Annotated in this window: 20 protein-coding genes; 8 read left to right on the top strand and 12 right to left on the bottom strand. The window is 62.9% G+C overall.

Annotated elements, in window-relative coordinates; all coding sequences use genetic code 11:
* Positions 1 to 72 precede the first annotated feature (72 nt).
* Positions 73 to 1,062: a Bug family tripartite tricarboxylate transporter substrate binding protein gene (locus HK439_RS04085; RefSeq protein WP_190290101.1), complete on the bottom strand. Its 990-nt coding sequence runs from the start codon at positions 1,060 to 1,062 to the stop codon at positions 73 to 75.
* Between the two features lie 203 nt (positions 1,063 to 1,265).
* Here HK439_RS04085 and HK439_RS04080 point away from each other — a divergent pair, with 203 nt between their 5' ends.
* From HK439_RS04080 to HK439_RS04070, 3 genes are read left to right on the top strand one after another with little or no spacing between them, the layout of a single operon-like run.
* Positions 1,266 to 1,937: a response regulator transcription factor gene (locus HK439_RS04080; RefSeq protein ID WP_190290100.1), complete on the top strand. Its 672-nt coding sequence runs from the start codon at positions 1,266 to 1,268 to the stop codon at positions 1,935 to 1,937.
* Positions 1,938 to 1,959: 22 nt separating this feature from the next.
* Positions 1,960 to 3,324, top strand: coding sequence for a sensor histidine kinase (locus HK439_RS04075; protein ID WP_209011545.1), 1,365 nt, complete (start codon positions 1,960 to 1,962; stop codon positions 3,322 to 3,324).
* Positions 3,321 to 4,382 carry an ABC transporter substrate-binding protein gene (locus HK439_RS04070; RefSeq protein WP_190290098.1) on the top strand — a complete coding sequence of 354 codons (1,062 nt, stop codon included), beginning with the start codon at positions 3,321 to 3,323 and terminating at the stop codon, positions 4,380 to 4,382. Before HK439_RS04075 ends, HK439_RS04070 begins: the two co-directional genes overlap by 4 nt.
* Before the next feature lie 4 nt (positions 4,383 to 4,386).
* Here the strand turns inward: HK439_RS04070 and HK439_RS04065 are convergent, their stop codons facing one another.
* From HK439_RS04065 to HK439_RS04055, 3 genes are read right to left on the bottom strand one after another with little or no spacing between them, the layout of a single operon-like run.
* The gene (locus tag HK439_RS04065) at positions 4,387 to 4,851 is read right to left on the bottom strand and encodes a MaoC family dehydratase (RefSeq protein WP_190290097.1); all 465 of its coding nucleotides are present in this window, start codon (positions 4,849 to 4,851) and stop codon (positions 4,387 to 4,389) included.
* Positions 4,852 to 4,864: 13 nt separating this feature from the next.
* Positions 4,865 to 6,844: a biotin carboxylase N-terminal domain-containing protein gene (locus tag HK439_RS04060; RefSeq protein WP_190290096.1), complete on the bottom strand. Its 1,980-nt coding sequence runs from the start codon at positions 6,842 to 6,844 to the stop codon at positions 4,865 to 4,867.
* Between the two features lie 8 nt (positions 6,845 to 6,852).
* A complete protein-coding gene (locus HK439_RS04055; protein WP_190290095.1) occupies positions 6,853 to 8,397 on the bottom strand; it encodes an acyl-CoA carboxylase subunit beta in 1,545 nt (514 codons plus the stop codon).
* 143 nt (positions 8,398 to 8,540) lie between these two features.
* On the opposite strand from HK439_RS04055, the gene HK439_RS04050 reads away from it, so the two are divergent.
* The 3 genes from HK439_RS04050 to HK439_RS04040 are packed head-to-tail and all read left to right on the top strand — an operon-like array spanning position 8,541 to position 11,358.
* Positions 8,541 to 9,713, top strand: a complete 1,173-nt coding sequence (locus tag HK439_RS04050) for an acyl-CoA dehydrogenase family protein (protein WP_190290094.1) — start codon at positions 8,541 to 8,543, stop codon at positions 9,711 to 9,713.
* A 5-nt stretch (positions 9,714 to 9,718) separates the two neighbouring features.
* On the top strand, positions 9,719 to 10,747 hold the full coding sequence (locus HK439_RS04045; protein ID WP_190290093.1) for a zinc-dependent alcohol dehydrogenase family protein: 1,029 nt from the start codon (positions 9,719 to 9,721) through the stop codon (positions 10,745 to 10,747).
* Positions 10,744 to 11,358 (top strand): TetR/AcrR family transcriptional regulator, encoded by a 615-nt coding sequence (locus tag HK439_RS04040; RefSeq protein ID WP_190290092.1) that lies wholly within the window; start codon positions 10,744 to 10,746, stop codon positions 11,356 to 11,358. Before HK439_RS04045 ends, HK439_RS04040 begins: the two co-directional genes overlap by 4 nt.
* 6 nt (positions 11,359 to 11,364) lie before the next feature.
* Here HK439_RS04040 and HK439_RS04035 read toward each other — a convergent pair whose 3' ends face one another.
* From HK439_RS04035 to HK439_RS04020, 4 genes are all read right to left on the bottom strand, one after another.
* The gene (locus HK439_RS04035) at positions 11,365 to 12,240 is read right to left on the bottom strand and encodes a transglutaminase family protein (protein WP_190290091.1); all 876 of its coding nucleotides are present in this window, start codon (positions 12,238 to 12,240) and stop codon (positions 11,365 to 11,367) included.
* Between the two features lie 9 nt (positions 12,241 to 12,249).
* Entirely contained in the window at positions 12,250 to 14,655 is a 2,406-nt protein-coding gene (locus HK439_RS04030) for a circularly permuted type 2 ATP-grasp protein (protein WP_190290090.1), read from the bottom strand.
* 4 nt (positions 14,656 to 14,659) lie between these two features.
* Positions 14,660 to 17,989, bottom strand: a complete 3,330-nt coding sequence (locus HK439_RS04025) for a DUF2126 domain-containing protein (protein ID WP_190290089.1) — start codon at positions 17,987 to 17,989, stop codon at positions 14,660 to 14,662.
* Between the two features lie 128 nt (positions 17,990 to 18,117).
* Positions 18,118 to 19,005, bottom strand: a complete 888-nt coding sequence (locus HK439_RS04020) for an AraC family transcriptional regulator (RefSeq protein ID WP_190290088.1) — start codon at positions 19,003 to 19,005, stop codon at positions 18,118 to 18,120.
* A gap of 158 nt (positions 19,006 to 19,163) precedes the next feature.
* On the opposite strand from HK439_RS04020, the gene HK439_RS04015 reads away from it, so the two are divergent.
* Positions 19,164 to 20,375 carry a flavin-dependent oxidoreductase gene (locus tag HK439_RS04015; protein ID WP_190290087.1) on the top strand — a complete coding sequence of 404 codons (1,212 nt, stop codon included), beginning with the start codon at positions 19,164 to 19,166 and terminating at the stop codon, positions 20,373 to 20,375.
* 82 nt (positions 20,376 to 20,457) lie between these two features.
* Positions 20,458 to 21,309: a dioxygenase gene (locus HK439_RS04010; protein ID WP_190290086.1), complete on the top strand. Its 852-nt coding sequence runs from the start codon at positions 20,458 to 20,460 to the stop codon at positions 21,307 to 21,309.
* Positions 21,310 to 21,326: 17 nt separating this feature from the next.
* Here the strand turns inward: HK439_RS04010 and HK439_RS04005 are convergent, their stop codons facing one another.
* From HK439_RS04005 to HK439_RS03990, 4 genes are all read right to left on the bottom strand, one after another.
* On the bottom strand, positions 21,327 to 21,842 hold the full coding sequence (locus HK439_RS04005; protein WP_190290085.1) for a hypothetical protein: 516 nt from the start codon (positions 21,840 to 21,842) through the stop codon (positions 21,327 to 21,329).
* 46 nt (positions 21,843 to 21,888) lie between these two features.
* A complete protein-coding gene (locus HK439_RS04000) occupies positions 21,889 to 22,803 on the bottom strand; it encodes a hypothetical protein (protein WP_190290084.1) in 915 nt (304 codons plus the stop codon).
* An 81-nt stretch (positions 22,804 to 22,884) separates the two neighbouring features.
* On the bottom strand, positions 22,885 to 24,354 hold the full coding sequence (locus tag HK439_RS03995) for a lytic transglycosylase F (protein ID WP_190290083.1): 1,470 nt from the start codon (positions 24,352 to 24,354) through the stop codon (positions 22,885 to 22,887).
* A gap of 315 nt (positions 24,355 to 24,669) precedes the next feature.
* The gene (locus HK439_RS03990; RefSeq protein WP_190290082.1) at positions 24,670 to 26,193 is read right to left on the bottom strand and encodes a caspase family protein; all 1,524 of its coding nucleotides are present in this window, start codon (positions 26,191 to 26,193) and stop codon (positions 24,670 to 24,672) included.
* Positions 26,194 to 26,544 lie beyond the last annotated feature (351 nt).

The raw sequence follows: 26,544 nt of genomic DNA, 5'->3' as shown, positions 1-26,544 counted from the left end.
TCGTTGTTCTGGAACGGAACAGGCCGGAACGCAGGTGAAATGCGCTCCGGCCTGCCGCCGATCCGGTCGGGCTTACTTGATGATGCCGATGTCGCGGGAGATCTGCTGGATCTGGGCGACCGACTTGGCGACGAAGGCCTGGAAGTCTTCGCCCTGAAGGGCGAGCGGTGCGAGGCCGTTGGCAGCCATGACCTGCTTCCATTCGTCGGAGGCATAGAGATCGGAGATCTTCGAAACCCAGGTGTTGTAGGCCTCGTCGGACATGCCGCCCGGTGCGTAGAAGCCGCGCCAGTTGGCACCGATGGCATCGACACCCTGTTCCTTGGCGGTCGGGAACTTCGCGAAGTCGCCCGGCAGGCGCTCGGGAGCCAGCACTGCGAGCACCCGGATGTCGCCGCTGTCGACAAAGCCCTTGGCTTCGGAAATGTCGCCGGTGAAGGCCTGGACCGAACCGGCAAGAAGCTGGGTGACCGCTTCACCGCCGCCGTTGAAGGCGATGTATTTCACCGAACGGACATCCGTGATGCCGTAGGCGTTGGCCGCAATCAGAACCTTCAGGTGGTCCCAGCCACCGACGGCGGAGCCGCCCGCGACGGAGATCGACTTCGGATCGTTCTTGATCTTGTCGAGCAGTTCGGGAAGGGTCTTGATCGGGCTGTCGGCGGCCACCGCGATCACGCCGTAGTCGGCGCCCACGGAGGCGACCCAGCGAACCTGATCCATGGTATTGCCCGGATAGGCGCCCTGTGCGAGGCGGGTTGCAGTTGCGGACGAAGCCGCGACGATGAGGTCGTTGTCGTCATTTCGCTTGTTGACCACTTCGGCATAGGCGACACCGCCGCCGCCGCCGGCCAGGTTGACGACCTGCATGGTCTTGTCCAGAAGGCCGAGATCCTGAAGGGATTTGCCGACCTGACGGCAGGTGAAGTCCCAGCCGCCGCCGGGGTTGGCCGGAGCGATACATTCGGGATTTTCAGGGGTGAAGCCCTGTGCCTGCGCACCGAGGGCCGAAAGGCCCAGGAAGGCGGCAGCAAGGGCAAGACGTGTCGCTTTGAACGTCATGAGATTTTCTCCTCCAATTTGAAACCGGGGTTGGATTTCCGCCGGTCTGTTCGTCCGCTCTCCCGGAGACCCGGGCTCCCCCAAGGGTCCTCCGAGCGGCTCCCGGCTGTCTTAGTCCTTGAATCTGTCACTGACCTGTCACACGGTGGCGGTCCGTCCGATCGATGACGGCAACAAGACAAAAAATCCTGGAGGAAGCGCGCTTGCGGCTCTTGCTGGTGGAAGACACGCTCGACGTGGCCGAGGCCGTCATCATCCGGCTGGAACGGTCCGGAATCGCCTGCGATCTGGCCCGGACGGTCGAGGAGGCGCGGGGCTATCTGGAGGCCCAGCCCTATGACGTTATCGTGCTCGACATCAACCTGCCGGACGGGCTCGGCACGGATCTGCTGCGGGACATGCGCGCCAAAGGCGACCGGACGCCGGTGATGATGCTGACCGCGCAGTTTTCCGTCGACGACCGGGTGTCGACGCTCAATCTCGGTGCAGACGATTATCTGGTCAAACCCTTCGACCAGCGCGAACTTGAGGCGCGGGTGCGCGCGCTTTACCGGCGCGAACAGGGCGACAAGGGCAACGAGATAACGCTCGGCACGCTTACCTTCAACCCGACCGCCAAGGTGCTGCGCAAGGAGGGCGTGCCGGTCACGTTGACGCGGCGGGAATTTTCCCTGCTGGAACTTCTGATCCGCAACCGGGGGTCCGTGATGAGCAAGGACAGGCTCTACGAGGGGCTGTTCTCCTTCAACGATGCCGAGGTCGGTCTCAATGCCATCGAGCTTTATATCGGCAGGCTGCGCAAGAAGCTTGCCGGCTCGAAGGTGCATATCGAAACCCTCAGGGGGCTGGGGTACAAGCTTGATGTGGATGCGTAAAATACGGGAATCCGCTGCAGCAATGTCCCTGACCGCGCGTGTGGCACTCGCGGTCGGCTCCCTGCTCCTGATCGGCGGTGTCGTGGTGTCGCTTGCCGCCTTCGCCTATGGCCGGGAAGCCGCGCGGGAGACCTATGACCGCCTGCTGGTGGGCGCGGCAAACGCCATCGCCGCTTCGATCACGATCGTCGACGGCGCGCCGGTGGTCGACCTGCCCATGTCCGCCTTCGAGCTTCTGGCCCTTGCCCCCGACGACCGCATTGCCTACCGGGTCGTCGGCGTGAACGGCGAAACACTGACCGGATATGACGATCTGGCCCTGCCCGACAAGCGCGGCCGGGGCGATACGTCCTTCTTCAATGCGTCGTTTTTCGGTGAGCCCGCCCGCTACGCAGTTGTCACGCGCCGGTTCGCCGAGCGCAGCCTGAACGGCACGGTCCACGTGATCGTCGGCCAGACCCTGCTGGCCCGCAACGCGCTGGCGCTGGATATCACGCGGAATGTCCTTTTCGGGCTGATCATTTCCGGAACCCTGCTTCTGCTGCTCGCGGTTCTCGTTGTGCGTTCGGCCCTGAAGCCGCTGGCGCGTATCGGCGAGGCGTTCGCCAGGCGGGACCCGCATGACCTGACGCCGATGGATACAAAGGTGCCGCGGGAGGCGGCGGTGATGATCCAGGCCCTGAACGGGTTCATGGCGCGGCTGGACCGGCAGTTTTCCTCCATGCAGAACCTGATTTCCGACACCGCTCACCAACTGCGCACGCCCGTGGCGGCTTTGCGCGCCCAGGCGGACCTGGCGGCGGAGGAAGCCGACGAGGACCGGCGCCGGGCCATCGTTGAGCGGATCCATCGCCGCTCCGTCAGTCTCGGCGAGCTGCTCGACCAGATGCTCAGCCGTGCCCTGGTCCTGCATCGGAGCGACAGCGCCCGGCGCGAAGTGGTCGACCTCAGGGATGTGGCGCTGGAAGTTCTTGAAAGCGGTGACCTCCAGGTGCTGGCGCCGGAAACGGACATCCAGCTCGATATCGGCGACCTGCCGGTTCCGGTCCTGGCCGACAGCCCGTCCCTTTGCGAAGCGGCGAAGAACCTGCTCACCAACGCGGTCCGGTATGGCCGGGGACCGGTGCGCCTCGGCGTCTCCCGCGACGGAGAGACGGCGTCGCTCTGGGTCGAGGATCAGGGGGAGGGGCCGCCGGAGGCCGTCCAAAACTCTCTCGGCGAGCGGTTCGTCCGCTCGGCCGCATCGGATGGAAAAAGCGCCGGCCTCGGATTGTCGATCGCCAAGTCGGTCGCCGAAGCCTTCAATGGCCGTCTTGCGTTCCAGAAGGGTCAACCATCCGGATCCCGGGTTGTTCTGGTGTTTCCGTTGGTCGAGGGCGTGTCATGAGGATTGTCCGGATCTGCCTGCTGTTTGCGGTTGCCTTCCTGCAGGCTGAAATGCTCCGTGCCCAGGAGATGACCCATCTGTTCGGGCCGGAAGACGCGCCGCGACGCCTGGTCATCCGCTCCACGACCGACACGGATGTCTTCGCCGGCGTGGTGGAGGCGTTCCTGGCGGAGCGGCCGGGGGTTTCGGTCCTATACGAGCAATGGGGATCGAACGATCTTTACGGACTCACGTCGAAGGACTGTCGCTCGGGTGAGGTCGGGGCGGATGTGGTGATCAGCTCCGGCGTCCATCAGATGGTCAAGCTGGTCAATGACGCCTGTGCTGCGAAGTACCAGTCGGCCCTGACCCGTGCCCTGCCGCAGGCACTGCGCTGGCGCGACGAGGTGTGGGGGATCACACGGGAACCGGCGGTGATCGTCTATAACCGGTCCGGCGTGCCGCCGGCAGACGTGCCGCGGACGCGCTTCGACCTGCTGGATCTGCTCAGACCGGAAGACTCTCCTTACGCGGGAAAGGTCGCGACCTACGACATCGAAGCCTCCGGTCTCGGATATCTGTTCGCCTTCATGGATTCCCAGGAAGCGTCCACCTTCGGCGCTCTTCTGGAATCGCTCGGCCGCACCGGAGCGGATGCGACCTGCTGCTCCGCGGAGATCATCGAGGGTGTGGCGACGGGCAAATACCTGCTCGCCTATAATGTGCTTGGATCCTACGCGGAAGGCCTCGCCCGGGAGGACGACCGGATCGGCATTGTCCTGCCGCAGGATTACACTCTTGTTCTCTCCCGTGCCCTGATGATCCCGAAACAGGCCGGCAACATGTCAGATGCGCGCGCGTTTCTGGATTTTCTCCTGTCGCAACAGGGCCGGACGGAACTGCGTCAGGCCCTGCTGATCGCGCCGGGCCTCGACGGCGATTCTGCCGATGCCGGAGAGGGGATCAGCGAAACGGCGCTGCGGCCCATCGGCCTGTCTCCATCCTTGCTCGTTGCCCTGGACCGGCAGAAGCGGGATCAGTTCATCCGTCTCTGGCGCGGTGCGTTTCCGGGGCCGTAGATCATCAAACCTGTCCATCCGCAGGCCGCTTGTGCATGAAGGCGGCGCGTTTGCAGGTCGCAACGAGGGTGCCGTCCTGATTGAACGCCTCGTGCAGAAAATGGACGATCCCGGCATTGGGTCGCGACCGGCTTTCTCGGCAGTCCTCGACCGTCGTCCGGATGCGCAAGGTATCGCCGTGAAACACCGGTGCGGGGAAGGTCACGTCCGACATGCCGAGATTGGCGATGGTGGTGCCGAGCGTCGTCTCGTTGACGCTCATGCCGATCATTGCTCCCAACGTGAACAGCGAATTCACCAGCGGCCGGCCGAATTCGGTCTTTGCCGCGAAATGATGGTCGATATGCAGCGGCTGGGAATTGAACGTCAGGGCGCAGAAGAACGTGTTGTCCGCTTCGGTGATGGTGCGGGTGATGGCGTGATCGATGACCATGCCCTTGGTGAACTCCTCGAACCAGAGACCTGCCATGGGTCGGCTCCTTTCAGCTCTCAGCGAGATCGAGTTGGACGAGCAGGGCCCCGGCCTCGACCGTGGTGCCCGGCTCCGCTCCGACAGTGGAGACGGTGCCCGCGGCGGCGGCTTTCAGATCCATCAGCAGCTTCATGGATTCCATCACCACCAGTGTGTCGCCCTGCGCAACCGTGTCGCCCGGCCGGACATTGACAGTGACCAGAAGCCCCGGGATCGGCGCCGTGATGCGGTCAGGCGCGGTCGCGGTGCCGTTGTGCCGGGCGGGGTTGAAGTCACCTTCGGGAACGACGCGATGCTTGGCATCGAAGCCCGGTCCCCAGACATATGTGGCGCCGTCGCGGTGGATCGCGCCGACGGTTTCGGTGACGCCGTTGCGGGTCAGGCGAAGCGTGACCGGGTCCTGCCAGGCGACCGACACGGTCTCGGTCGCGCCGTTGCAGGTGAGTGTGTATTCGCCGGATCGCCCGGCGATTTCGACACGATGCTCGGGGTTGTCGGCATCGACATACGCCGTGCGAGCCGGGTGTCCCGCGCCTGAGAGCAGGCGGAAGCCCGCAAGTGTCTGCCAGGGGGAGGAGGCAGGCCGGTCGCGCAGATGGCAGGCAAGGGCCGCGTAGGGGAGGCTGTCCGCGACCTTCTCCGGCGACCAGCCTTTTGGCCATTCCTGCACGAGGAAATTCGTGGTCGCACTGCCGGATGCAAACCGGTCGCTCCGGACCGCATCGCGCAGGAACAGGCGGTTCGTGGTCAGGCCGGCGATCTCGAGCCGGTTCAGGCCGGACGCCAACTTCCGGCAGGCGGCCTCCCGGTCCGGCCCGTGGGTGATCAGCTTGGCGATCATGGAATCGTAAGATGAGCCGATGGTCGAGCCGGTTTGAATGCCGGTGTCGCAGCGCAGGCCGGGATCGACCCGCCAGTGCAGAACCTCGCCGGCTTCCGGCCTGAACCCGTCGGCGGCATCCTCCGCCGTCAGGCGCGCCTCGATGGCATGGCCGGTGCAGGTGATTTCGTCCTGCGAAAGGGGCAGTTTCTCGCCCGCCGCGATACGCAGCTGCATTTCCACAAGGTCGATGCCGGTGATTTCCTCCGTTACCGTGTGTTCCACCTGGAGGCGGGTGTTCATTTCGAGGAAATAGAACTCCCCGGTTTCGGCATCCATGACGAATTCGACGGTGCCGGCACTGTCGTAGCCGATCGCCTTGCCGAGGCTGAGGGCCGATCGGAACAGACGCGTCCGGATCTCGTCATCGAGATTGGGCGCGGGGGCCTCTTCCAGCAGTTTCTGGTGATTACGCTGAACCGAACAGTCGCGCTCGAACAGGTGGATCAGGTTGCCGTGTTTATCGCCCAGAAGCTGGACCTCGATGTGGCGCGGATTGAGGATCAGCTTTTCGATCAGCAGGCGGCCGTCGCCGAAAGATCTTTCGGCCTCGGTCCGGGCGGACCTTATCGCGCCGGGAAGATCGATCGGATCGAAGACGGCGCGCATGCCTTTGCCGCCGCCGCCCGCGCTGGCCTTGACCATGACCGGAAAGCCAATTTCCTCGGCCGCTGCGATGAATGCGTCGTCGGACTGGTCCGTGCCGGAATAGCCCGGAATGCAGGGAACGCCGTTTCGCTCGGCAATCGCCTTGGCCTCGATCTTGGATCCCATGGAAAGGATCGCCTCCAGGTGCGGGCCGACCCAGACGATGCCGTTTTTCGCGCAGCCGCTGACGAGGTCGGGCTGTTCCGATAGAAAGCCGTAGCCCGGATGAATGGCGGCAGCGCCCGTCGCCCTTGCTGCTTCCAGGATCCGGTCCGGGCGCAGGTAGCTCTCCGTTGCAGGGGCCCCACCGATGTGAACGGCCTGATCGGCCATTTGCACATGAAGGGCGTCTCGGTCGGCATCCGAGTAGACGGCAATGGTCCGCAGGCCCATCCGGCGCGCGGTCCTGATGATGCGGCAGGCGATTTCGCCGCGGTTTGCAATGAGAACACTGTCGAACATGGCCGGCCTCACATCCTGTAGACCGGCCGCGGGCCGGTGTCCTGTTCAAGGCCCGCGCCAAGCGCAATGCACAGGCCGAGCACGTCGCGGGTCTGGTTCGGCTCGATGATGCCGTCGTCCCAAAGCCGGGCGGTTGCGTAGTAAGGATCGGATTGCGCCTCGAACTGCGCGCGGGTCTTCGCGTCCAGCTCGGCAATGTCCTGTTTCGAGGCTGAGCCCTTGAGGCTGGCGCGGCGCAACTCGGTGACGACCGTGGAGGCGACGTCCGGGCTCATGGTCGCGATCCGCGCATTGGGCCAGGAGAACAGGAAGCGCGGACGGAAGCCGCGCCCGCACATGCCGTAGTTGCCGGCGCCATAGGAGCCGCCGACGATGACGGTGTATTTCGGCACGCGCGCAGTGGCGACCGCGTAGACGAGCTTGGCGGAATGCTTGGCGATGCCGCCGCGCTCGGCCTCGGTGCCGACCATGAAGCCGGTTATGTTCTGCAGGAAGATCAGCGGGATCTGGCGCTGGTCGCAGAGTTCGATGAAATGGGCGCCCTTGACCGAACTTTCGGAAAAGAGTGCGCCGTCATTGGCGAGAATGCCGACCGGATAGCCGTGGATCCGGGCAAACCCGGTGATCAGCGTGGAGCCGTAATCCGGTTTGAATTCCGACAGCTCCGAGCCGTCGACCATGGAGTGGATCAGGGCGCGCATGTCCGTGGGCCGCTTGAGGTCGACGGGGGCATGATCCTGGGGCGTGCCGTGGTCGGCCTTGGGCGGGACTGGTGGCATCGAAGGCGGGGCGATCCGGCGGCCGTCGCCCAGATTGGCGACGATTTCGCGCAGCTTCTGAAGCGCCGTGATCTCGTCCGGCGCGATATGGTCGCTGACCCCGGAGACGGTCGTCTGCATGTCGGCGCCGCCCAGCGTTTCGCCGTCGACGACCTCATTGATGGCGGCCTTGACGATGGGCGGGCCGCCCAGATGGATGCGGCCGGTGCCGCGCACCATGATCACCTGGTCGCTGAGGGCAGGAATATAGGCTCCGCCCGCGGTGCAGCCGCCGAAGACGACGGAGATCTGCGGAATACCTTCAGCGGACATCTGACACTGGCGCCAGAAGGCACCACCGAAATGGTCCCTGTCGGGAAAGACCCGGTCCTGTTCGGGGAGAAACGCCCCGCCGCAGTCGACGAGATAGATGCAGGGCAGGCGGTGTTCCTGGGCAATCTCCTGGGCGCGAGAGTGCTTGCGCACCGTTTCGGCAAAGAACGAACCGCCTTTGACCGTCGCGTCGTTGGCGATGATCATGCAGGGCTGGTCATGGATCATGCCGATCCCGGTGACGATGCCCGCACCTGGGACCTCGCCGCCGTAAAGGCCATGGGCCGCGAGCGGGGACAATTCCAGGAAGGCGGTTTCCGCATCGAGGATGAGGTCGATCCGGTCCCGCACGAACAGCTTGCCGCGTTCGGCATGGCGGATGCGGAACTTCTCGCCGCCACCCTGAGAAGCACTTTGAAGGGTGTCGCGCAGTGTTGAAACCAATGCGTCAATCTCTGCCATGGCGTCTTTCCTCCCCGGAAATCCGGTTTGACATTCTGACTAACGACCGTTAGAAAATCTGTCAACTCCGCCCTCGTTGAAAAGCGCCGTTCGCGGTTTGCACGCCGTAAGCCGAAACAGGCGGAGATCAGTGGGGAGGAAACATGGCAAGTCCGGGATTTGACGCGACCACGTCGAGCAACTTCTTTTTCAGCGAAGAGCATCACCTGTTGCGGGCCCAGGTCCGCCGTTTCGTCGAAGAGGAGATCAAGCCGCACGCGGACGCCTGGGAGAAAGAGGGATCGACCCCGCGCGAGGTGCTGCGCAGGATGGGAGAACTCGGCTTTTTCGGCATTCGCTATCCGGAGGAATACGGCGGTTCGGCCATGGACGAACTGGCGACCGTGGTCCTGGCGGAGGAACTGGGGCGGTCCACCTATGCCGGGGTCGCGATCACCGTGCTGGTGCATACCGACATGGCCTCGGTCCATATCTTCAACGCCGGAAACGACGCCCAGAAGGAGAAATATCTGCCGAAGGTGATTTCCGGGGAGATCATCACGGCGGTCGGCGTCACCGAGCCCGATGCCGGGTCCGACGTGAAAGGCATCCGCACCACGGCCAGGTGGGATGGCAGCCACTACGTGCTGAACGGCTCCAAGATGTTCATCACCAACGGGGTGCTGGGCGACGTCTATTGCGTGGCGGCCAAGACGGATACCTCCGGCCCTGCGAGCCAGTCGGTGACCATGTTCATCGTCGAGAAGGGAACCCCCGGGTTTTCCGTGTCGCGGTCGCTGGACAAGCATGGCTGGCGCAGCTCCGATACGGCGGAGCTCTCATTTGCCGACGTGCGGCTGCCGGCGGAAGCGGTGCTGGGTCAGGAGGGGCGCGGCTTCTACGAGATCATGAAGAATTTCCAGAACGAGCGGCTGGTTCTTGGCGCCATGTCCATGGGCGAGGCCCAGGCCGCCATTGAGTTGACAGTCGACTACGTGCGCGAGCGCAAGGCCTTCGGCGCGCCGCTCTGGGACAAGCAGGTGATCCGGCAGAAGCTTGCGGAACTGACGACCAAGGTGGAGATGGGCCGGCAGATGATCTATGCGACCGCGGCGCGGGCGGCGGCTGGCGAACAGCTCGTGCGTGAGGTATCGATGATCAAGGCCTATTGCGGTGAACTGGTGAACGAGGTGATGTACGCCTGTGTTCAGTTCCACGGCGGGATGGGCTTCATGAGTGAAAGCACGATCGAACGCATGTCGCGCGATGCGCGAGTGCAGGCGATCGGCGGCGGTGCGACGGAAGTCATGCTGGAAGAAGTCGCCAAGCGGATGTGAGGGACATGCGATACTGGTCGTTCAAGGATGGTTTCGGTCTGGAAAACCTGGTGGCTCGCGAGGGCGAGACACCGCAGCCGGGGCCGGACGAGGTTCTGTTGGAGCTGAGTGCGGCCTCCCTGAACTACCGCGATCTTGTGGTCATGTGGGGGCAACACGGTAGGGCCGTGACAACACCGCTCATTCCGCTGTCGGATGGTGTCGGCAAGGTCATAAAAACCGGCTCAGCCGTTCAGGACTTCGCCATTGGCGATCGCGTCTCGCCTGCCTTCTTTCAGCATTGGGACGGCGGCGCGCCACCGCAGAACCTGGAGCGCGGACGGCTGGGCGGTCCGCTGGACGGCGTGCTCACTACGCACGGGGTCTTTCCAGCTAATGCACTCGTACGGGTGCCCGATTATCTGAGCGACGCGGAAGCGGCGACCTTGCCGTGTGCCGGCGTTACCGCCTGGAGCGCGCTCAGCGAACCCGCACCTGTGCGTCCCGGCGAAACGGTCCTGATTCTCGGGACCGGCGGCGTCGCGCTTCTTGCGATTTCACTGGCCAAGGCCGCCGGCGCGCGGGTGATCGTGACCACCTCTTCGTCGGAAAGGGCCGCCCAGGTCCGGAAGCTTGGCGCGGATCTGGCGATCAATCGAAACGAGGTTCCCAACTGGTCCAAGACGGTACGGGAGTTTACCGGCGGCATTGGCTGCGACCGCGTCGTGGAGCTCGGAGGGGCGGCGACGCTCATGGAGTCGGTCAAGGCGGCGAAAACCGGCGGGACGATTATTGTGGTCGGCAATGTGACCGGGAACACCGCGGAACTGTTTTTACCGCTGGTGTTGACCCGCCGGTTGACCCTGCATTCGGTTTCGGTTGGCCCCCGTCAGGCCTTCGAGGCTCTGAACAGGGCGTTGGATCACCATAAAATCAGGCCTGTCGTGGATACCGTTTTCCCCTTTGATCGAGCACCGGAAGCCTTTCGCGCACTCGAAAGCGGCGGCGGCTTCGGCAATGTCTGCATTTCCTGCGTTCAGGAGACCGAGTGTTGAGCAAATCCGCTACCGCTCAAAAGACAGACCAAAAGCCAAAGGCCGCCGTTTCCCGTCAGGAGATCCTCATGGTCGCCGCGCGCATGATGCGCGAGCGGGGCTATGCGGAGATGTCCTTAAGGGATCTGGCGGCAGAAGTGGGGATGAAGGCCGGAAGCCTTTATTACCACTTCGCCTCGAAGGAGGTTCTGGCGACCGAGGTGATGCGGCTCGGGGTCGAGATCGTATCCGATGCGGTCACCGATGGCCTGAAACAGGCGGGCGGCTTGTCACCGAGGGAGCGATTGGTCAAGGCGCTGCAGATCCACCTGGAGACCCTGCTGTCGGCGAGCGATTTTTCTTCCGCCCACATCCGCTGCTATCCCTTCGTGCCCGATACCGTTCAAGCGGAACTCAAGGGCGTCCGCCGGGACTACGACAGGGTCTGGAACGGCATCATTCGCGCCTATCTGGGAGAGGATGCGGACGACCGGCAGGTGCGCTATCTGCGCTATGCGCTGGTCGGCGCGCTGAACTGGTCCCTGGAGTGGTTCGATCCGAAGCGCGACAGCGTTTCCGACTACATCGTTTCCGTCGCCCGCCTGCTTCCTGACATAGAGCCTGAGAAATAGCCGGGCTTAAAGCGGGACCACGTCGACTTTTTGCTCGGTCGTCTGTCCGCCAGACGTGCGCAGGACGCCCTTGACCGGGGCGATGTCGCTGTAATCCCGGCCCCGGGCGATAACGATGTGGTCCTGGCCGACGCGAAGCGCGTTGGTCGGATCATATTCGACCCAGCCGATTTCGATGCCGCACCACGCCCGGACCCAGGCATGCATGGCATCGGCCCCCTCCAGACGTTCGGCGCCTTCCGGCGGGATGGTCCTCAAGAACCCGCTGACATAGCCGGCCGGGATGCCGATCCCCCGCAGGCAGGAGATCATGATGTGGGTGAAATCCTGGCAGACGCCGTGCCGGTTGCGGAAGGCCTCCAGGGCGGTCGTCTGTACCGTCGTTGCGTTGGCGTCGAAGGCGAGGTCGCGGTGAAGCGTCTCGCCGACAGTCTCGACCGCCCTGATGATACTCATGGCCGGATCCGTGACGCTGCGGGCATAGTCGGTGAATTCGGGATCCAGCGTGATGCGGGGCGAGCGGTCCAGGAAATGCACCGGCTGATGCGGGTCCATCGAGCGTATGCTGTTGAGCTCGTGGGGCAGCATGGTGAGCGGCGGCGAAATATCGAATCCCACCGGGGCCGCCGTGCGGTCGACGCGCGCATGAACGTTGAAGGCGATGTCGGAATGGGCAGACCGGTAGGCGATATCGGTCACGCCGTTTCCGAAAAAATCTTTCCTGTCGTTTCGTTCGTCCGGCTGCGGATCCACATCCAGCCTGCCGGCAACCAGCCGCTGTTCTCCTTGAATGTCGGCGGGCAAGAGCCGCAAGGCGTGGCGGCCGGCGTTGGCGGCGCTTGCGTATTCATAGGTGATTGAAAGGGAAATGTCGTAAAGCACATCAGCCTCTCAGCGGATATAGGCCGTGGACAGGCCGACGGACAGGGAGGCGATGCGGTTGCTCAGGGACGTCAGCGCCTCCGGCGTGAGGGTTTCCGGCGTCGAGACCGACAGGCTGGTGTGAACCTCCAGCATGGACCGGGACAGCTCGGACAGCTGGCCGTAACGGTCGGCGCCGGGCAGCACAGCCAGGTGGTCCTTCATTTCGTTCAGCTGGTAGAGGATCGCGCGGGGGTTCTTCGTGTCCAGTGCCAGCAGGTCGAGGACCGGGGCGCTGCTGACCGACACGGTATAGCGGCGCTTCATCGACATCGAGCTGTCGCCGACCTCGAGGATGAGTTCGAGGGAACCTTCGGGAGCGTCTTCGGCGGTGAAGACGGCCAGCAGGTTTGCCATGGCCAGGGCACGTTCCAGCGAACGCCCGATCCCGAGAAAACGCCAGCCGGTGAACCGGTACATGTTTTCATGCACCAGGCCCGAAAAGCCGGTGATCTTGCGCAGCAGAATGCCCATGGCGCGGGCCGTGTCGTCGCCGGCCACCACGGTCGAGCGCATTTTTTCGGTGGCTCCGGCCAGATCGTTCAGGGCCAGCCATCCGTCCACGGAAAAGCGGTCACGCACCTTGCTGGCGCTGGCGACCGCGGATGTCAGCATGCCGTGGAGGCTTTCGGGAACCGGTTCCGACGGATCGACGCCCGTTCCCTTCAAAAAGGCACCGGTCGCGCTGACGAGCGGCGATGCAGGATCGTCGGTTTCCTCAAGGCGGGCATGGTAGGCCCGCAGAAGCCGGATCGCCCCTTCGGCGCGTTCCACGTAACGGCCGAGCCAGAACAGGTTGTCGGCCGCGCGTGACGGCAGAACGCCGGGTTGGCTGCGCAGATAGGGAGACCCGGGCTGCTGAAGCAGGGTGTCGGAACGGGTCGACTGGCCGCCGATGACCCAGACATCGGCCGCGGAGCCGCCGGCCTGCATGGCGATGGCGCTGGCATCGTCCGAATTGCCGATCCGGGCAAAGCCGCCCGACATGACTTCCCAGCCGCTGGTGGTTCTGGCAAGAAAAACCCGGAGGCTCATCGGCCGCGGCACGAGCGTCCCGTCGATATAGGCCGGCGTGGTCGAAAGGGTCACCGCTTCCTGGCCGACCAGCTTGTTGCCCTGTGCCGCGATCCAGTCGGCAAGGGACTGCCCGTCGCTGCCTGCAAAGCGTCCGCCGACAACGTTATCCGCCGACGTCTCGAACGGCAGGCCCGTGGACAAAGCACGGCTGATCATCATCTGCCCGGCGTTTTGCGTGACATAGTCGCGGGCGTTTTCGTCGCCGCACCACCATGTGGCGATGTTGGGCAGCTTCAGAGCCTCGCCTTTCCAGGCCTCGCAAATCCGCGGCAGGAAGGCCAGCAGCGCGCGCGTCTCCAGAATACCTGCGCCCAGGGCATTGATCATCGTAACGCTGCCGCTGCGCACGGCTTCCACCAGTCCGGGCGTGCCGATCTGCGACTGCTCGTCGAGTTCAAGCGGATCGCTCCAGGCCGCATCCAGCCGGCGCCAGAGAACATTGATCGGCCGCAGGCCGGCGACGGTGCGGACCATGAGACTGCCGTTTTCGACCGTCAGGTCTTCGCCCTCGAGCAGCATGAAGCCGAGATAGCGGGCGATATAGGCATGCTCGAAATAGGTGTCGTTCATCAGCCCCGGTGTGAGGATCGCCACGCGGCTGTCCGTTTCCTCCCGGAGCGACTGAAGCTGGTCGCGGAACCTGCGAAAAAATCCGGCAAGGCGCTGGACATTGGCGCGGGCATAGAAATCGTTGAAGACCCGCCCGGTTGCGACCCGGTTTTCCAGGGCAAAGCCCGCGCCGGAAGGCGCCTGGGTCCGGTCGCCCAGCACCCACCAGGTTCCGTCCGGGCCCCGGCCGATCTCGAACGCCAGGAAATGGAGAAACTTGCCCGAGCGCGGTGTGACGCCGACGAGCGGGCGCAGCCATTCCGGGCTGCGGCCGACCATGCAGGCCGGCAGGAAGCCTTCGGCGACCAGCCGGTTGGGGCCGTAAAGATCGGCAACCACGTCTTCCAGAAGTTCGGCGCGCTGGATCAGGCCGTCCGCAATCGCCTGCCACTCATTGGCGTCGATCAGCACCGGGACATGGCTCAACGGCCATTCGCGATCGATCGCTTCCTGTTCGCCGTATTGCCGGAAGAAGACGCCGGCGTCCCTGAGATACTGATCGCCCCGGGCAAATCTCTGGCCAATGTCATTCGCCGACAGTTTCGACAGGTGGGTCAGGAAGGACCGCCAGACCGGGCGGACCGCGCCGCCGGGGTCCAGGAGCTCATCGGCAACGCCCGCAAGCGGCCGGTACGTGCGCAGCAGGCCGAGCACGCCATCCGTCTTTTCCGATGCCTGGTCCATCCCCATGTCGTCAGATTCCTGCCGGCCGTCTCAGGTCGAGCGTGAGAGGGAACTCCGGATGCGGATATTCCTCCGCGGGTTGATACGGACCGGGAGTGTGACCGTGCGGCTCGAAACGGGCAAGCCGCCGGGCCTGGGCTTCGTTGCCATTCACAGGAAATGTCTCATAATTGCGCCCTCCTGGATGGGCAACGTGATAAACGCAACCGCCGATCGCCCGCTTGCTCCACCGGTCGTAGATGTCGAAGGTGAGCGGCGCATCGACCGGATGGACCGGGTGAAGCGCCATGGCGGGCTGCCAGGCCTTGTAACGCACACCGGCAACCGCAACCCCGTTCGTTTCCGTTTTCTGCAAGGGGACGCGGCGGCCGTTGCAGGTGACGATGTAGCGGGCCGGATCGGTGGTCGTCAGCTTCACCTGCAGGCGTTCCGTCGAGCTGTCGGTATAGCGGACCGTTCCCCCGATGGCGCCGGTCTCGCCCAGCACATGCCACGGCTCCAGCGCCTGGCGGAGCTCGAGCTGAACGCCTTCGACTTCGATTTCGCCGTAGAAGGGGAAGCGGAATTCCGACTGGGCGATGAACCATTCCGGCCGCATCGCGAACCCGTGCTGCTTCAGATCGCGCAGCACCTCCAGGAAGTCGTTCCAGATGAAATGGGGCAGCATGAAACGGTCGTGCAGCGCCGTACCCCAGCGGGTCAGATTCCCTCCGAGCGGCTGCTGCCACAGCCGCGCGATCAGGGCGCGGATCAGGAGCTGCTGGGCAAGGCTCATGCGCGGGTCCGGCGGCATTTCAAAGCCGCGGAACTCGATCAGGCCGAGACGTCCGGTGGGGCCGTCGGGCGAATACATCTTGTCGATGCAGATTTCCGCCCGGTGGGTGTTGCCGGTCACGTCCACGAGGAGGTTACGCAACAGGCGGTCCACCAGCCAGGGGAAGGGAGCCTGGCCTTCGTTTGGAGCCTTGATCTGGGACAGGGCGATTTCCAGCTCGTAGAGCCCGTCGTGCCGGGCCTCGTCCACCCGGGGCGCCTGGCTGGTCGGGCCGATGAAAAGACCGGAAAACAGATAGGACAGGCTCGGATGGCGTTGCCAGTGCAGGATCAGGCTGCGCAACAGGTCCGGACGGCGCAGGAACGGGCTGTCGAGCGGCGTTGCGCCGCCTACCACCACATGGTTGCCGCCGCCGGTACCGGTGTGCTTGCCGTCGATCATGAACTTGTCGGCGCCGAGCCGGCTCTGCCGGGCCTCTTCGTAGATCGCTTCGGTGGTCGCCACGCATTCCTTCCAGTTCGAGGCCGGATGGATGTTGACCTCGATCACGCCGGGGTCGGGCGCAACGCGGATGACGTTCATGCGCGGATCGGTTGGCGGCGCGTAACCTTCGATGTGAACCTTGAGCCCCAGCCTGGCGGCGGAGGCTTCCGCGGCGGAGACGAGCTCCAGATAGTCCTCGATCCGCTCGACCGGAGGCATGAACACGCACAACCGGCCGTCGCGCGGCTCGACGCTCATGGCCGTGCGGACCGCGTCCTCTCCGGGATCTTCGGAAAGGGACTGTTCGGTCCGGGTCTGGCCCGCTTCGGCGGCTGTGAAGTGCGCCACCTCCTGTTCCCGGTCCGGCCGCGGCCCGGCCTGGAATTCGGGCAAAGGCCCCCGCGGTTCGGTCGGGTCGGCGGTGTTGATGTAGGGATACTGGGCCTCGGACAAATGGGGCAGCGCCTCCAGGGGCAGCCGGTATCCGACCGGGCTGTCGCCCGGAACCAGGAACAGGGCGTCGCGGCGCAGTTTCCAGCGCTCGGAGCGCCAGCGGGTTCCTGCCGACTTTGCCTGCCAGCGCTGGATCGGCAGCACGTAGCCGCTCGGGTGGGTCAGGCCGCGGTCGAACACCCGCGCGATGCGATGGCGGGCCTCCGCATCTTCCAGCTTCGAGTTCTTCGGGGTCACGTTGACCGGCAGGTTGGATTCCTTGACCAGCCATTCCGCCGGATCCTCGTAGGCCGGGACCACATAGTCCGGCTGGACCTCCAGCTCCTCGGCAATGCCCTTGAGCAGGGCCTCGGCTTCCTTTTCCGATGCGCCGGTCTTGTCGCCCTCATCGGCGATCAGGTCCGGGTTCTGCCAGATCGGTTTGCCGTCCCGGCGCCAGTAGAGCGAGAACGTCCAGCGCGGCAGGGTTTCGCCCGGGTACCATTTGCCCTGACCGTAATGCAGGAAGCCGCCGGGCGCGAACCGCTCGCGCAGCCGCCGGATCAGCTTGTCCGCCAGCGCGCGTTTGGTCGGACCGACCGCGTCCGTGTTCCATTCGCCGGCTTCGAAATCGTCTATGGAGACGAACGTCGGCTCGCCCCCCATGGTGAGGCGGACATCTTCCTGTTCCAGAACCCGGTCGACCTTTTCGCCCATAACGTTGAGCGCGTCCCAGGCTTCGTCGGAAAAGGGTTTGGTGATGCGCGGATGCTCCGCAACCCGGGCGACCTTCATGTCGAAGGAAAAGTCCACTTCCGCAGCGCTCGCCATGCCGGAGATCGGGGCGGCGTTGCGGTAATGCGGTGTGCCGGCCAGTGGAATATGGCTCTCGCCGGCAAGAAGCCCGGAGGTCGGGTCCAGTCCGATCCAGCCGGCGCCGGGCAGATAGACCTCCACCCAGGCGTGAAGATCGGTGAAGTCGTGGTCGGTCCCGGACGGCCCGTCCAGGGCTTCCAGATCCGGTTTCAGCTGGATCAGGTAGCCGGAGACGAAGCGGGCGGCGAAGCCGAGATTGCGCAGGATCTGCACCAGCAGCCAGCTGGAATCCCGGCACGACCCTTTTGCGTGTTCCAGCGTTTCCTCCGGCGTCTGCACGCCGGGCTCCATCCGGATCACGTAGCCGACTTCGTTGGCCACGCGCGCGTTAAGGCCGACGATGAAATCGACGGTCCGGGTCCGCTCTCTCGGCGTGGCATCGAGGAAGGCCTGGAGCCTTGGGCCGACCGGTTCGGTCTTCCTGTAGATCTCCAGATCGTCGCGCAGGTCGGAGGGATAGTCGAAGGGCCAGTGTTCCGCCTCTTCCTCGACGAAAAAGTCGAACGGATTGTAGACCGACATGTCCGCGACCAGGTCGACCTCGATCTTGAACTCGCGTACCGGCTCGGGGAAGACGAAGCGGGCCAGCCAGTTGCCGTAAGGATCCTGCTGGTGATTGACGAAATGGCCGGCCGGGCTGACCTTCAGCGAATGCGACAGGACCCGCGTCCGGCTGTGCGGGGCAGGCCTCAGGCGGATGATCTGGGGCCCGAGCTTGACCGGGCGGTCGTATCTGTAATGGGTCAGATGATAGATGCTGGCGCGTATCGACATGGTCCGTCCGGTTTGGCTGCTCCTCCGTCTTGAGAGCGTTCCACAAAATCTCGCAACGCACCATGTCTTTTTGGGAGGGGGCACCAAGTCCGGCCCATTATTCCGGCGTTGCGGACACACTAGCCGACCTAAACAGATGCCTTGCGCGACCGCTGCCGGAAGGCCTTGGGGGTTTCGGCCATGCGGCCAGCGAAAAAGCGCGTGAAATAGGACGGCGAGGAGAAGCTGAGCGTATAGGCGATTTCGGAAACCGGCAGGTCGGTGAAGGCCAGTTTGCGCTTTGCTTCAAGCAGGACCCGGTCCTGAATGATCTCTGCCACGGTTTTTCCGGTCACGGCTTTTGCCACCCTCGACAGATGGGTCGGCGTCACCGACAGCATTTTCGCGTAATCGGCAACGGACCGGGTTTCTGGCATATGCCGGTCGAGGCAGGTCTGAAGCTGTCTGACGAGAGCGGTCTGCCGATCGCCGACGGGTTCCCGGTTCCCGGACTGTTGTATCAGCCCGCGATGCAGATTTCCCAGAAGCAGCAGAAACAGGGCCTCCAGGACGGAGTTTCGGATTTCATCGTGCTTTTCGTGTTCCCTTTCGATGCTTTTGGCGAGGTCCAGGGCTTCAGAGAGCACGACGCGATGCGGTTCGCCCTGAAGGATTTGCGGCACCTCGATCCAGGGAGCCATCCAGGCGGCCCGTTCAGCGAGGCGGGCAATGTCCGAGGTCGGCACTGTCAGCACCCAGCCTTGCATGTCTTTCGGATAATTGAAGGCATGGGTGCAGAGGGCGGGCAACCAGACCAGCACAGGACAGGTCAGCCTCTGCCGTTTGGTGTCGATCAGGCCGTCGACGGTGCCGGTGTCGAAGACGAAAAGCTGCGCCAGGCCCTCGTGATAATGCGGCTCCACAGTCCAGTCGTGGATATGGCTTCGCTCGGAAATCCGTTCGCAATTGAGGAAGCCGACATGGGCGGAGGCATCGCCGAGCACATAGCGGTCCCGGTCCAGTCTGGTCAGTGCCACGATGCGATGCTCCAATGTTGAAAAAGTGACATTCTTTATCACGCGCGTGCATTGTCTTCCCACACCGGAATACCGAATTTCAAGGTTACGGGAGTTTCGCGATATCGGACCTCGCGTTTGGATGGTGCCGGAAAATGAAAATCATGGGGGAGGAGGAAATGACCGAGATCGCCATTGCCGGGGCGGGTATCGGCGGCCTGACGGCAGCACTTTGCCTGGCAGAAAAAGGGTTCGATGTCCGGGTTTTCGAGGCCGTGCCGGAACTGAAGCCGCTGGGGGTGGGTATCAATCTGATGCCGCATTCGTCCCGGGTCCTGCATGATCTCGGCCTGGGCGAGGGACTGGACGAGATTGCCATTCGAACCCGCTGCATCGAGTACCGGACCAGATACGGGCATCTGATCCAGTCGGACCCGCGCAATGTGGAAGCCGGCTTTTCCGCCCCGCAATATTCGATCCACCGGGGCGAGTTGCAGTTCCTGCTTCTGGAGGCGGTCCGGGAGCGGCTGGGCCCGGATGCGGTTCAGGCCAACAAGGCTGTTGAAGGCTTCTGGCAGACCGGCGACAGGGTCACGGTCGATTTCGCAGACGGCACCACTCATGACTGCGACCTGCTCATCGGTGCAGAGGGCCTGCGATCCAAAGTTCGCCAGCAGTTGCATCCGGACGAGGGGCCGCTGTGCTACGAGGGCACCATGATGTTCCGCGGCGCGGTCGAGACGGACATCATCGGCGACGGTCGTACCATGGTGATCGCCGGCAATCACGACGTCAAATTCGTCACTTATCCGATCAGCGAGCGGCTGCGCAAAAAAGGCCGGGCGCTGACCAACTGGGTGGCGGAGGTGCGCCATGACAAGCCGCGGCACATTCAGGACGCAGACTGGTCCCGGGGCGTCACGATCGACTTCATCAGGGAATTCGAGGGATTTCAGATGGCCGACATGAATGTCGTCGAAATCCTGAAGGCCACGAAGAACGTCACCGAGTTTCCGATGGTGGACCGTGATCCGCTGCCGTTCTGGTCCAAGGGCCGTGTCAGCCTTCTGGGCGACGCCGCGCACCCCATGTATCCGATGGGCGCAAACGGTGCCAGCCAGGCGATCCTCGATGCGGAAGTGCTCGCGGATGAGCTGGCGAAGAACCCCGGTCCTGCAGGCCTCAAGGCCTACGAAGAGATCCGGCGCCCATTCACGGCGAATGTGGTTCTGACCAACCGCAAGGGCGGCCCGGAACAGGTGCTCGATATTGCCGATGCCCGGGTCAAGGGGCCGGACGACAGGATCGAGGATCTGATCACGCAGGAAGAGCTGGAACAGGTGGCCGCCAATTATCGCAATGTGTCAGGCTTCCAGAAGAAGACGGCCTGAGCGGATCTTATTGTCCCAGACCGGATTTGAGGTCAGCGTTCCTTCCGGGGCGGACAAAAGACAGAATGGAGAGGCAGCGAATATGACGCAGTTTTTCACCGAAGACGGATCCGCCGAAACAGTCAATGCCCGCATGGGCGAGGACATCGATCCGCGTGTGAGTGAGGTGATGGCCTGCCTGGTGAAGCATCTCCATGCCTTCGCCAAGGAGATCGACCTGACCCAGGAGGAATGGGAGGTCGGCATCGACTTCCTGACCCGGGCCGGGAAACTCTGTTCGGACGAGCGTCAGGAATTCATCCTGCTGTCGGATGTGCTCGGCTTTTCCATGCTGGTGGATGCGATCAACAATCGCCGTCCGGTCGGCGCGACGGAGAACACGGTCTTCGGTCCGTTCCACGTCGCGGGGGCGCCCGAGCGGAACATGGGAGAGGTGATCTCGCTCGACGGCAAGGGTGAGAGCTGCCTGTTCGAAGGCCGCGTCATCGATCTTCACGGCAAGCCGGTCGAAGGCGCCAGGATCGATGTCTGGTGCGACAATGCCGACGGCTTTTACGATGTGCAGCAACCGGACATCCAGCCGAAGTGGAACAACCGGGGCATCTTCACAACGGAGAAGGACGGCACATACAGCTTCATCGGCATCAAGCCGGTGTCCTATCCGATCCCGGACGACGGCCCCGTCGGCAAGATGCTTGCAGCGCTGGGCCGGCATCCCTACCGGCCCGCGCACATGCATTTCCTGGTCACGGCGCCGGGCTTCCAGAAGCTGGTCACGCACACCTTCGTCGGCGACGATCCCTACATCACCTCCGACACGGTATTCGGCGTAAAGCAGACCCTGGTCGCTCCTTTCGAGCACGTCAACGACGGCCGGACCATCTGGCGCTCACCCTTCGATTTCGTGCTGACACCTGTCGAGCAAAACGGCTGAGACTGTCCGGGGGCAACTCACCGGTCCTGCAGCCAGTCCAGAGAGACCTGGGTCCCGTCGGCGTCATTCAGGTCGAGCGGGCTTGAGAGGATCAGCGACAGCTTCCCGTCTATCCCGGCCTTCCAGAGATAAAGCGTGTGTCGGGTGGGCTCGAAGCGGGCGCAGGTGCGCGTGCCGATCTTCGCCACGAACCGCGGCGGATCGGTCCTCTGGATGTCGAAGGCCTTGGTTCCGTGCGCATTCGCCGGATTGGCCAGGCAGACGGTGACGAGGCGGGTGTCGATCCGTTCGCCGGACGGGGTCCTGGCTGCGCGGGACCTTGGAACGGCTGCTGCCTGCCCGTCGGGCATGTCTCCCCTTTGAAGACGAATTACGTCATTGGCGCCGCTTTGGAGAAACCGGGGCTTCGGTTTGTCGAAGGTGGAACCGATGCCGGCGCCCGCCCACAGGACAAGCAGGCCCAGGACAGGTCCCTGCGCCAGGGCGATGGACCATTTTCGGACCGGGGTCCGGTTTCCGGAGTGAATTGGCATGGGATGATCATCCGGTCAGGGCGAAGGCAGCTCTGTGCCGCACGGGTCAGAGGCAAGCGCCTTTTGCGGTTTCTCCCCGGGCGCACAGGGTCTTCACCGCCAATGTCAGAAGCTCCCAGTCTCCTTTGGAGGTCCGGATGACCGATCCGCGGTAATGTTCCCCTGAGACGCTGTCATCGGGATAACCGGTCCTCACGAGGTCGACGCGATAGCCGGCGCCGTACCGCCAGATCTTCAGCTCCATCGCCTGCCTGCCTTCGAGACTGTCGGGATGACCTTGCAGGAACGGCATCAGCACGTCGATGAACTGGCCGGAGGTTGCCAGACCGGGGGCGACGCGGATTTCGCGAAAGCCGTCATAAAAGTCGGACTCTCGGGCAGTGGCCGGGCCGGCCGTGATGGCGGCCTGCCTGGCGGCGGTCTTTCCCCTTACCGACTTTGCATGGCCCTTCAAGTTCTTGAAAATGCGGTTCACCTTGCCTTTGCCGATGGCAAACGCCGAGCCGGTTTTCAGGTGGTTTGCGTGCCGCTCGACAGCGTCCGGTCCCAGATGAACGGTCCAGAGCGGCTTGTTCCGGTGGATCACTTCAAGGTCGCCATAGCCGACATTCTCGAAGATCTCGGTTCGGGTTTTCGTGCCGTGGCAGTCGGCGTGCTTCGGGCGACCGTGATCGCCCGGTCCCACGAGCCGCGTGAACCCGCCCTTAATCGAGATTTTGCGGGCGGTCCGGTCGAACCTGATATCCGTTTGGTCGCCGGCCGGGCGAAGCGAACTGGACTGGCAGCCGGTGGAGACTTTTAAGGTGATCAGGCGTTTTTCCGGGGTCCAGGACAAGTCGATGTTGGACGCCAGATCGACCGTAAACTTTTCCATCGTGCCGATCCGGATCTGCGCGTCTGCGGTCACAGGCAGGACGGTCAGGGCGACCAGGGCAGCGGCGGCAAATTTTGCGATAAACATCTCAAGCTCCTCGCGTTGGATTCTGGCTTGAGATTATTTCGGGGCAGGATCGCTTCGTATGGGGTCGATCCCCCATACGACCTAATCGGCTTTTGAGGCCTCCCTTTCCTGTCGCTTGGCTTCCTCGCTGAACACCACGTAATATTTGAAGATGTTGCCAACGTAGCGCACCGGTTCGCGGCTGATGTCGGCGCCGACGACCCATTCCACATTGCCGAACCACTTGTTTGGGTCGTAGCCCATTTCGGCGGCCTTCCTGCGCAACCGGTCGAACCGGCCCGGGCCGGCATTGTAGGCGGCCAACGCGAAGAAGGTCTGATTGGCCGGATCGTTTTTCAGGTCCTGAAAATAGGTGTCGGCCAGAAAGCGCAGGTATTTGACACCGGCATTCACGTTCCTGTCCGGATCGTCCGCAATGCCCTTGATGCCGATGTTCTTGTCCGCGGCGGTCGAAGGCTTGATCTGCATGAGACCGACCGCGCCGGCCTTGCTGCGCACGGACTGATCGAATTTGGATTCCTGAAAGGATTGTGCGGCGATCAGAAGCCAGTCGATGGAAAATTCGGTGCCGTATTTTCGGAAAAGATCTGCAATATCCTTGAACCGCTTCAGGCGTGTTTCATCGTCGAGATCTTCCAGATATTTGGTTTCCTTGAAGTATTTCTTCAGGATGATGTTGCCGAGCAGGGTCCCCTTGCGAACGGTTTTTACAAAGGCATTCAACTCGGCCTTGAGCTTGGGCGTGTCCTTGCGCAACGCGATGGCGGTTTCACCCTCCGTGCGCACGGCCGCCTTCGGGTGGGTCTTGAATCCCTCCCGGATACCGAGCCAGAAATCCGCCTTGTGCTCGTCCATGATGATCAGCTCGATCCCGCCTGCCAGAACCAGGTCTAGAAGATCCTCGTCTTCCAACGCCTCGTCGGCGGCGACAATGTCCACCGGCGGTTTGCCGTTCTTCTTCAGTTTTTCATTCAGTGCCTGGAGGCTTTCGTAATAGCTGGAGGAGGCGCGGACATGGACGGTCTTTCCGGACAGGGCGTCCGGTGATGTCAGGTCGACGGCGTCGGCCCGGGTCACCGGAACCTCCCTGACGGGTTTGAAAAGGGGGTCGGAAAAATCGGCGAGTTTTCTGCGCTCCTCCGTGACCGTCAGATTGCCCATGGCAATGTCGCCGCGACCTTCGGCAAGATCAGGGAAAAGCCGGTCGCGCGGGGTCGGGATGAAGACGACGTGTCCGTCGCGGGCGAACTTGCCGTGACGCTTCTGCTCGAATTTCGCGAACTCCGCCATCAGATCGACAGCCGTGCCGCGCTGAACGCCGCCGTCAATGAAATAGAAGGTTTTTGAAAAGGGAATGAGCACCCTGAGATAGCCGCGTTCGGCAATCTCGTCGAAATCACCGGTAAAAGGTGCCCGAAGGGCTTCGGTCGCCTGTTCTGCAAGTTGAGGGTCAAAGGCGCGTGCGGGCGTTACCCGCATCGGTGCCGAGACAACCATCAGCAGGAACAGGGGCGCAAGTATTGAAATCGTGCCACGATGAAATCTCGGCATTCGCATGAGCGGCCCCCGCCATTGATCGTAGAGGCGCAATCCTATGCGATATGACGCTGCGTCTACAACGATTTCATGCAGGGCGCGGCAGGATGAGGTGGTCCGCTTTTTGGGTTGCGATTCGTCAGGCTTTTCCAAAAGCAGACAAGCCTACCCTTCCGGAAGTGCCGCCTCCGGAGAGCTTGGAAAATTCGCCACCGTCTTTGGATTCCAACGCCTCAGGCAAACGACGGGAGCCTCACCGCGACACAGAATTGGTGGAGATGAGGCTCCGGGAATGTTTAGCTTCTTTAACGTTTCTGTGGTGACAAGTCCTTACCGGATCGCACCGCCGATGATGCCGCCGATGACGCCTCCGAGGAGGGCGGCAGGCACTTGTCCGCCACCATTGTTGTTATTGTTGTTCGTGTTCTGGTTCGTATTTCTGTTTCTCGGCGGGTTGTTCTGGGGCGTCGAGCTTCTGCTGACGACCCGCCGCTGCGCTGCAATTCGCCGCTGCTCTTCCTGAAGCCATGCCACATATTGCACCTGGGTCTGACTGCTCAGAAGCTTGTACTGCGGCGCGGTGAAATAGCCTGTCGGAACGAAATCGTTGGCGGTCTGCCATGCGGTTACGGCGCGGCGTGTCATGGGGCCATGGACGCCGTCCGGATGCCCGGTGTTGAAGCCGGCCAGGTTCAGTCTGGCCTGGACTTCCCGCCGGGTGCTCCGGCCCCAGCCCAGTTGCGCTTCGGTCTGTTCGTTACCCTCCAATTGCCGGTCCGCGGCCGATATCTGCGGGCCACTGGTTCCCTGAGTGGGGGCGGCATCTTTGGTTGCTTCTGCGGAACGGGTGATTTTCGTGATCTTCTCACGTGCGATCTCTGCAAAGGTACCCGTCGGATAAGCGCGCAGATAAGCTTCATAGGCGGCCCGCGAGCCGGTGCCTTCCGCCGCATCCCAAACCGCTTTTTCCCGTTCCCAGGCCAGGGCGGCGGTTGCCGGTACAGCCGGCGCAACAGGTGCGGCCGCTGCGTTCGTTTGCGTGTCCGCCGTTCCGGACTCCAGTGACGCCACCTGCTGATTGGCCGTCTTGTTCAGAAACACTTCCCCGATCAGGGACGCGTTGACCCAGGGCCGCTGCCGCCGGTCCGTTTGGTTGTAAACATCGCCCGTCACGCGGGTCATGACCGTCTGGATGGATGCATTCGGTTCGTCGATATGTTTGAGCAGGGCTGCGGTAAACGGAGAGTTCTGGCCATCGCCATCGAGCGCGACATCTCCAGGGCTGGTCGAAAATGCAATCACCGAGCCCGAACCGCCGGTCTCGACCAGCTTGATTTCCGCAAGACCCTGTCCAACGGTTGCAGACCGCGACGGGCTCATCCGGCGGGCAAGGGATCTTGCCAGCGGATTGTCCCGGCATGCATCGAGAAACACCAGCTGGACCTTCACGTCATTCGTCATCTGACGAAGAATGAAATCCATCTGCATCGTTTCGAAATCGAGGTCGGTTTCGTCCTGCAAGCGTGCGTCGACCGGGACCAGATAATTCTGGCCGCCAATCTGCATGCCATGGCCGGCATAAAACAGCAGGGCGATATCTGCGCCCTTTGCGGAACGCGCAAACTGGGCCACCGTCTTGCGCATGTCCCTCAGGTTCAGGTCATATCCGGCCACGACCTCGAAGCCGAGGTTGCGTAGTTTCGTGGTCATCGCTGTCGCGTCGTTCACGGGATTGGGCAGCACCACCGTATTGGCATAGTTGCTGTTGCCAATCACCAGGGCCACACGCTTGGCGAGAGCCGGCGCGGAACTGACTAGCAGAATCGAAAGGACTACCAATAACTTACGGAACATCTCGCCCTCCTGATAAACACGCAATAATTAAATATGTTCGCGTTTCGGCAGATACTTAAGGAAAAAGGGTTTTTTTGTCGTTTATTGGAAACAGCCAAATCCACCTGAATTTTAACACACTACTTACGTTTTACTCAACACGTCCGCAGTGTCGAATCTATTGGTGGACTGAGTTGTTCGAACCCTCATACAAAATGAAAATGAGCCGAACCCGAACACTGCCAATTAAGTGGGCAGGTTAAAGCTGATGCCTGAAATGCCAGAATTTGGCGTCTTCCGACTTTATCATGGACTCGAGATGGCTGCTCCAAACGGTTTTGCAATGAGTTCGGAACCTCACGGCTGATCACG

The organism is Roseibium aggregatum, from assembly GCF_014692675.1.
Taxonomy (GTDB): Bacteria; Pseudomonadota; Alphaproteobacteria; order Rhizobiales; family Stappiaceae; genus Roseibium; species Roseibium aggregatum_C.
This window is presented reverse-complemented; position numbering and strand designations above follow the sequence as displayed.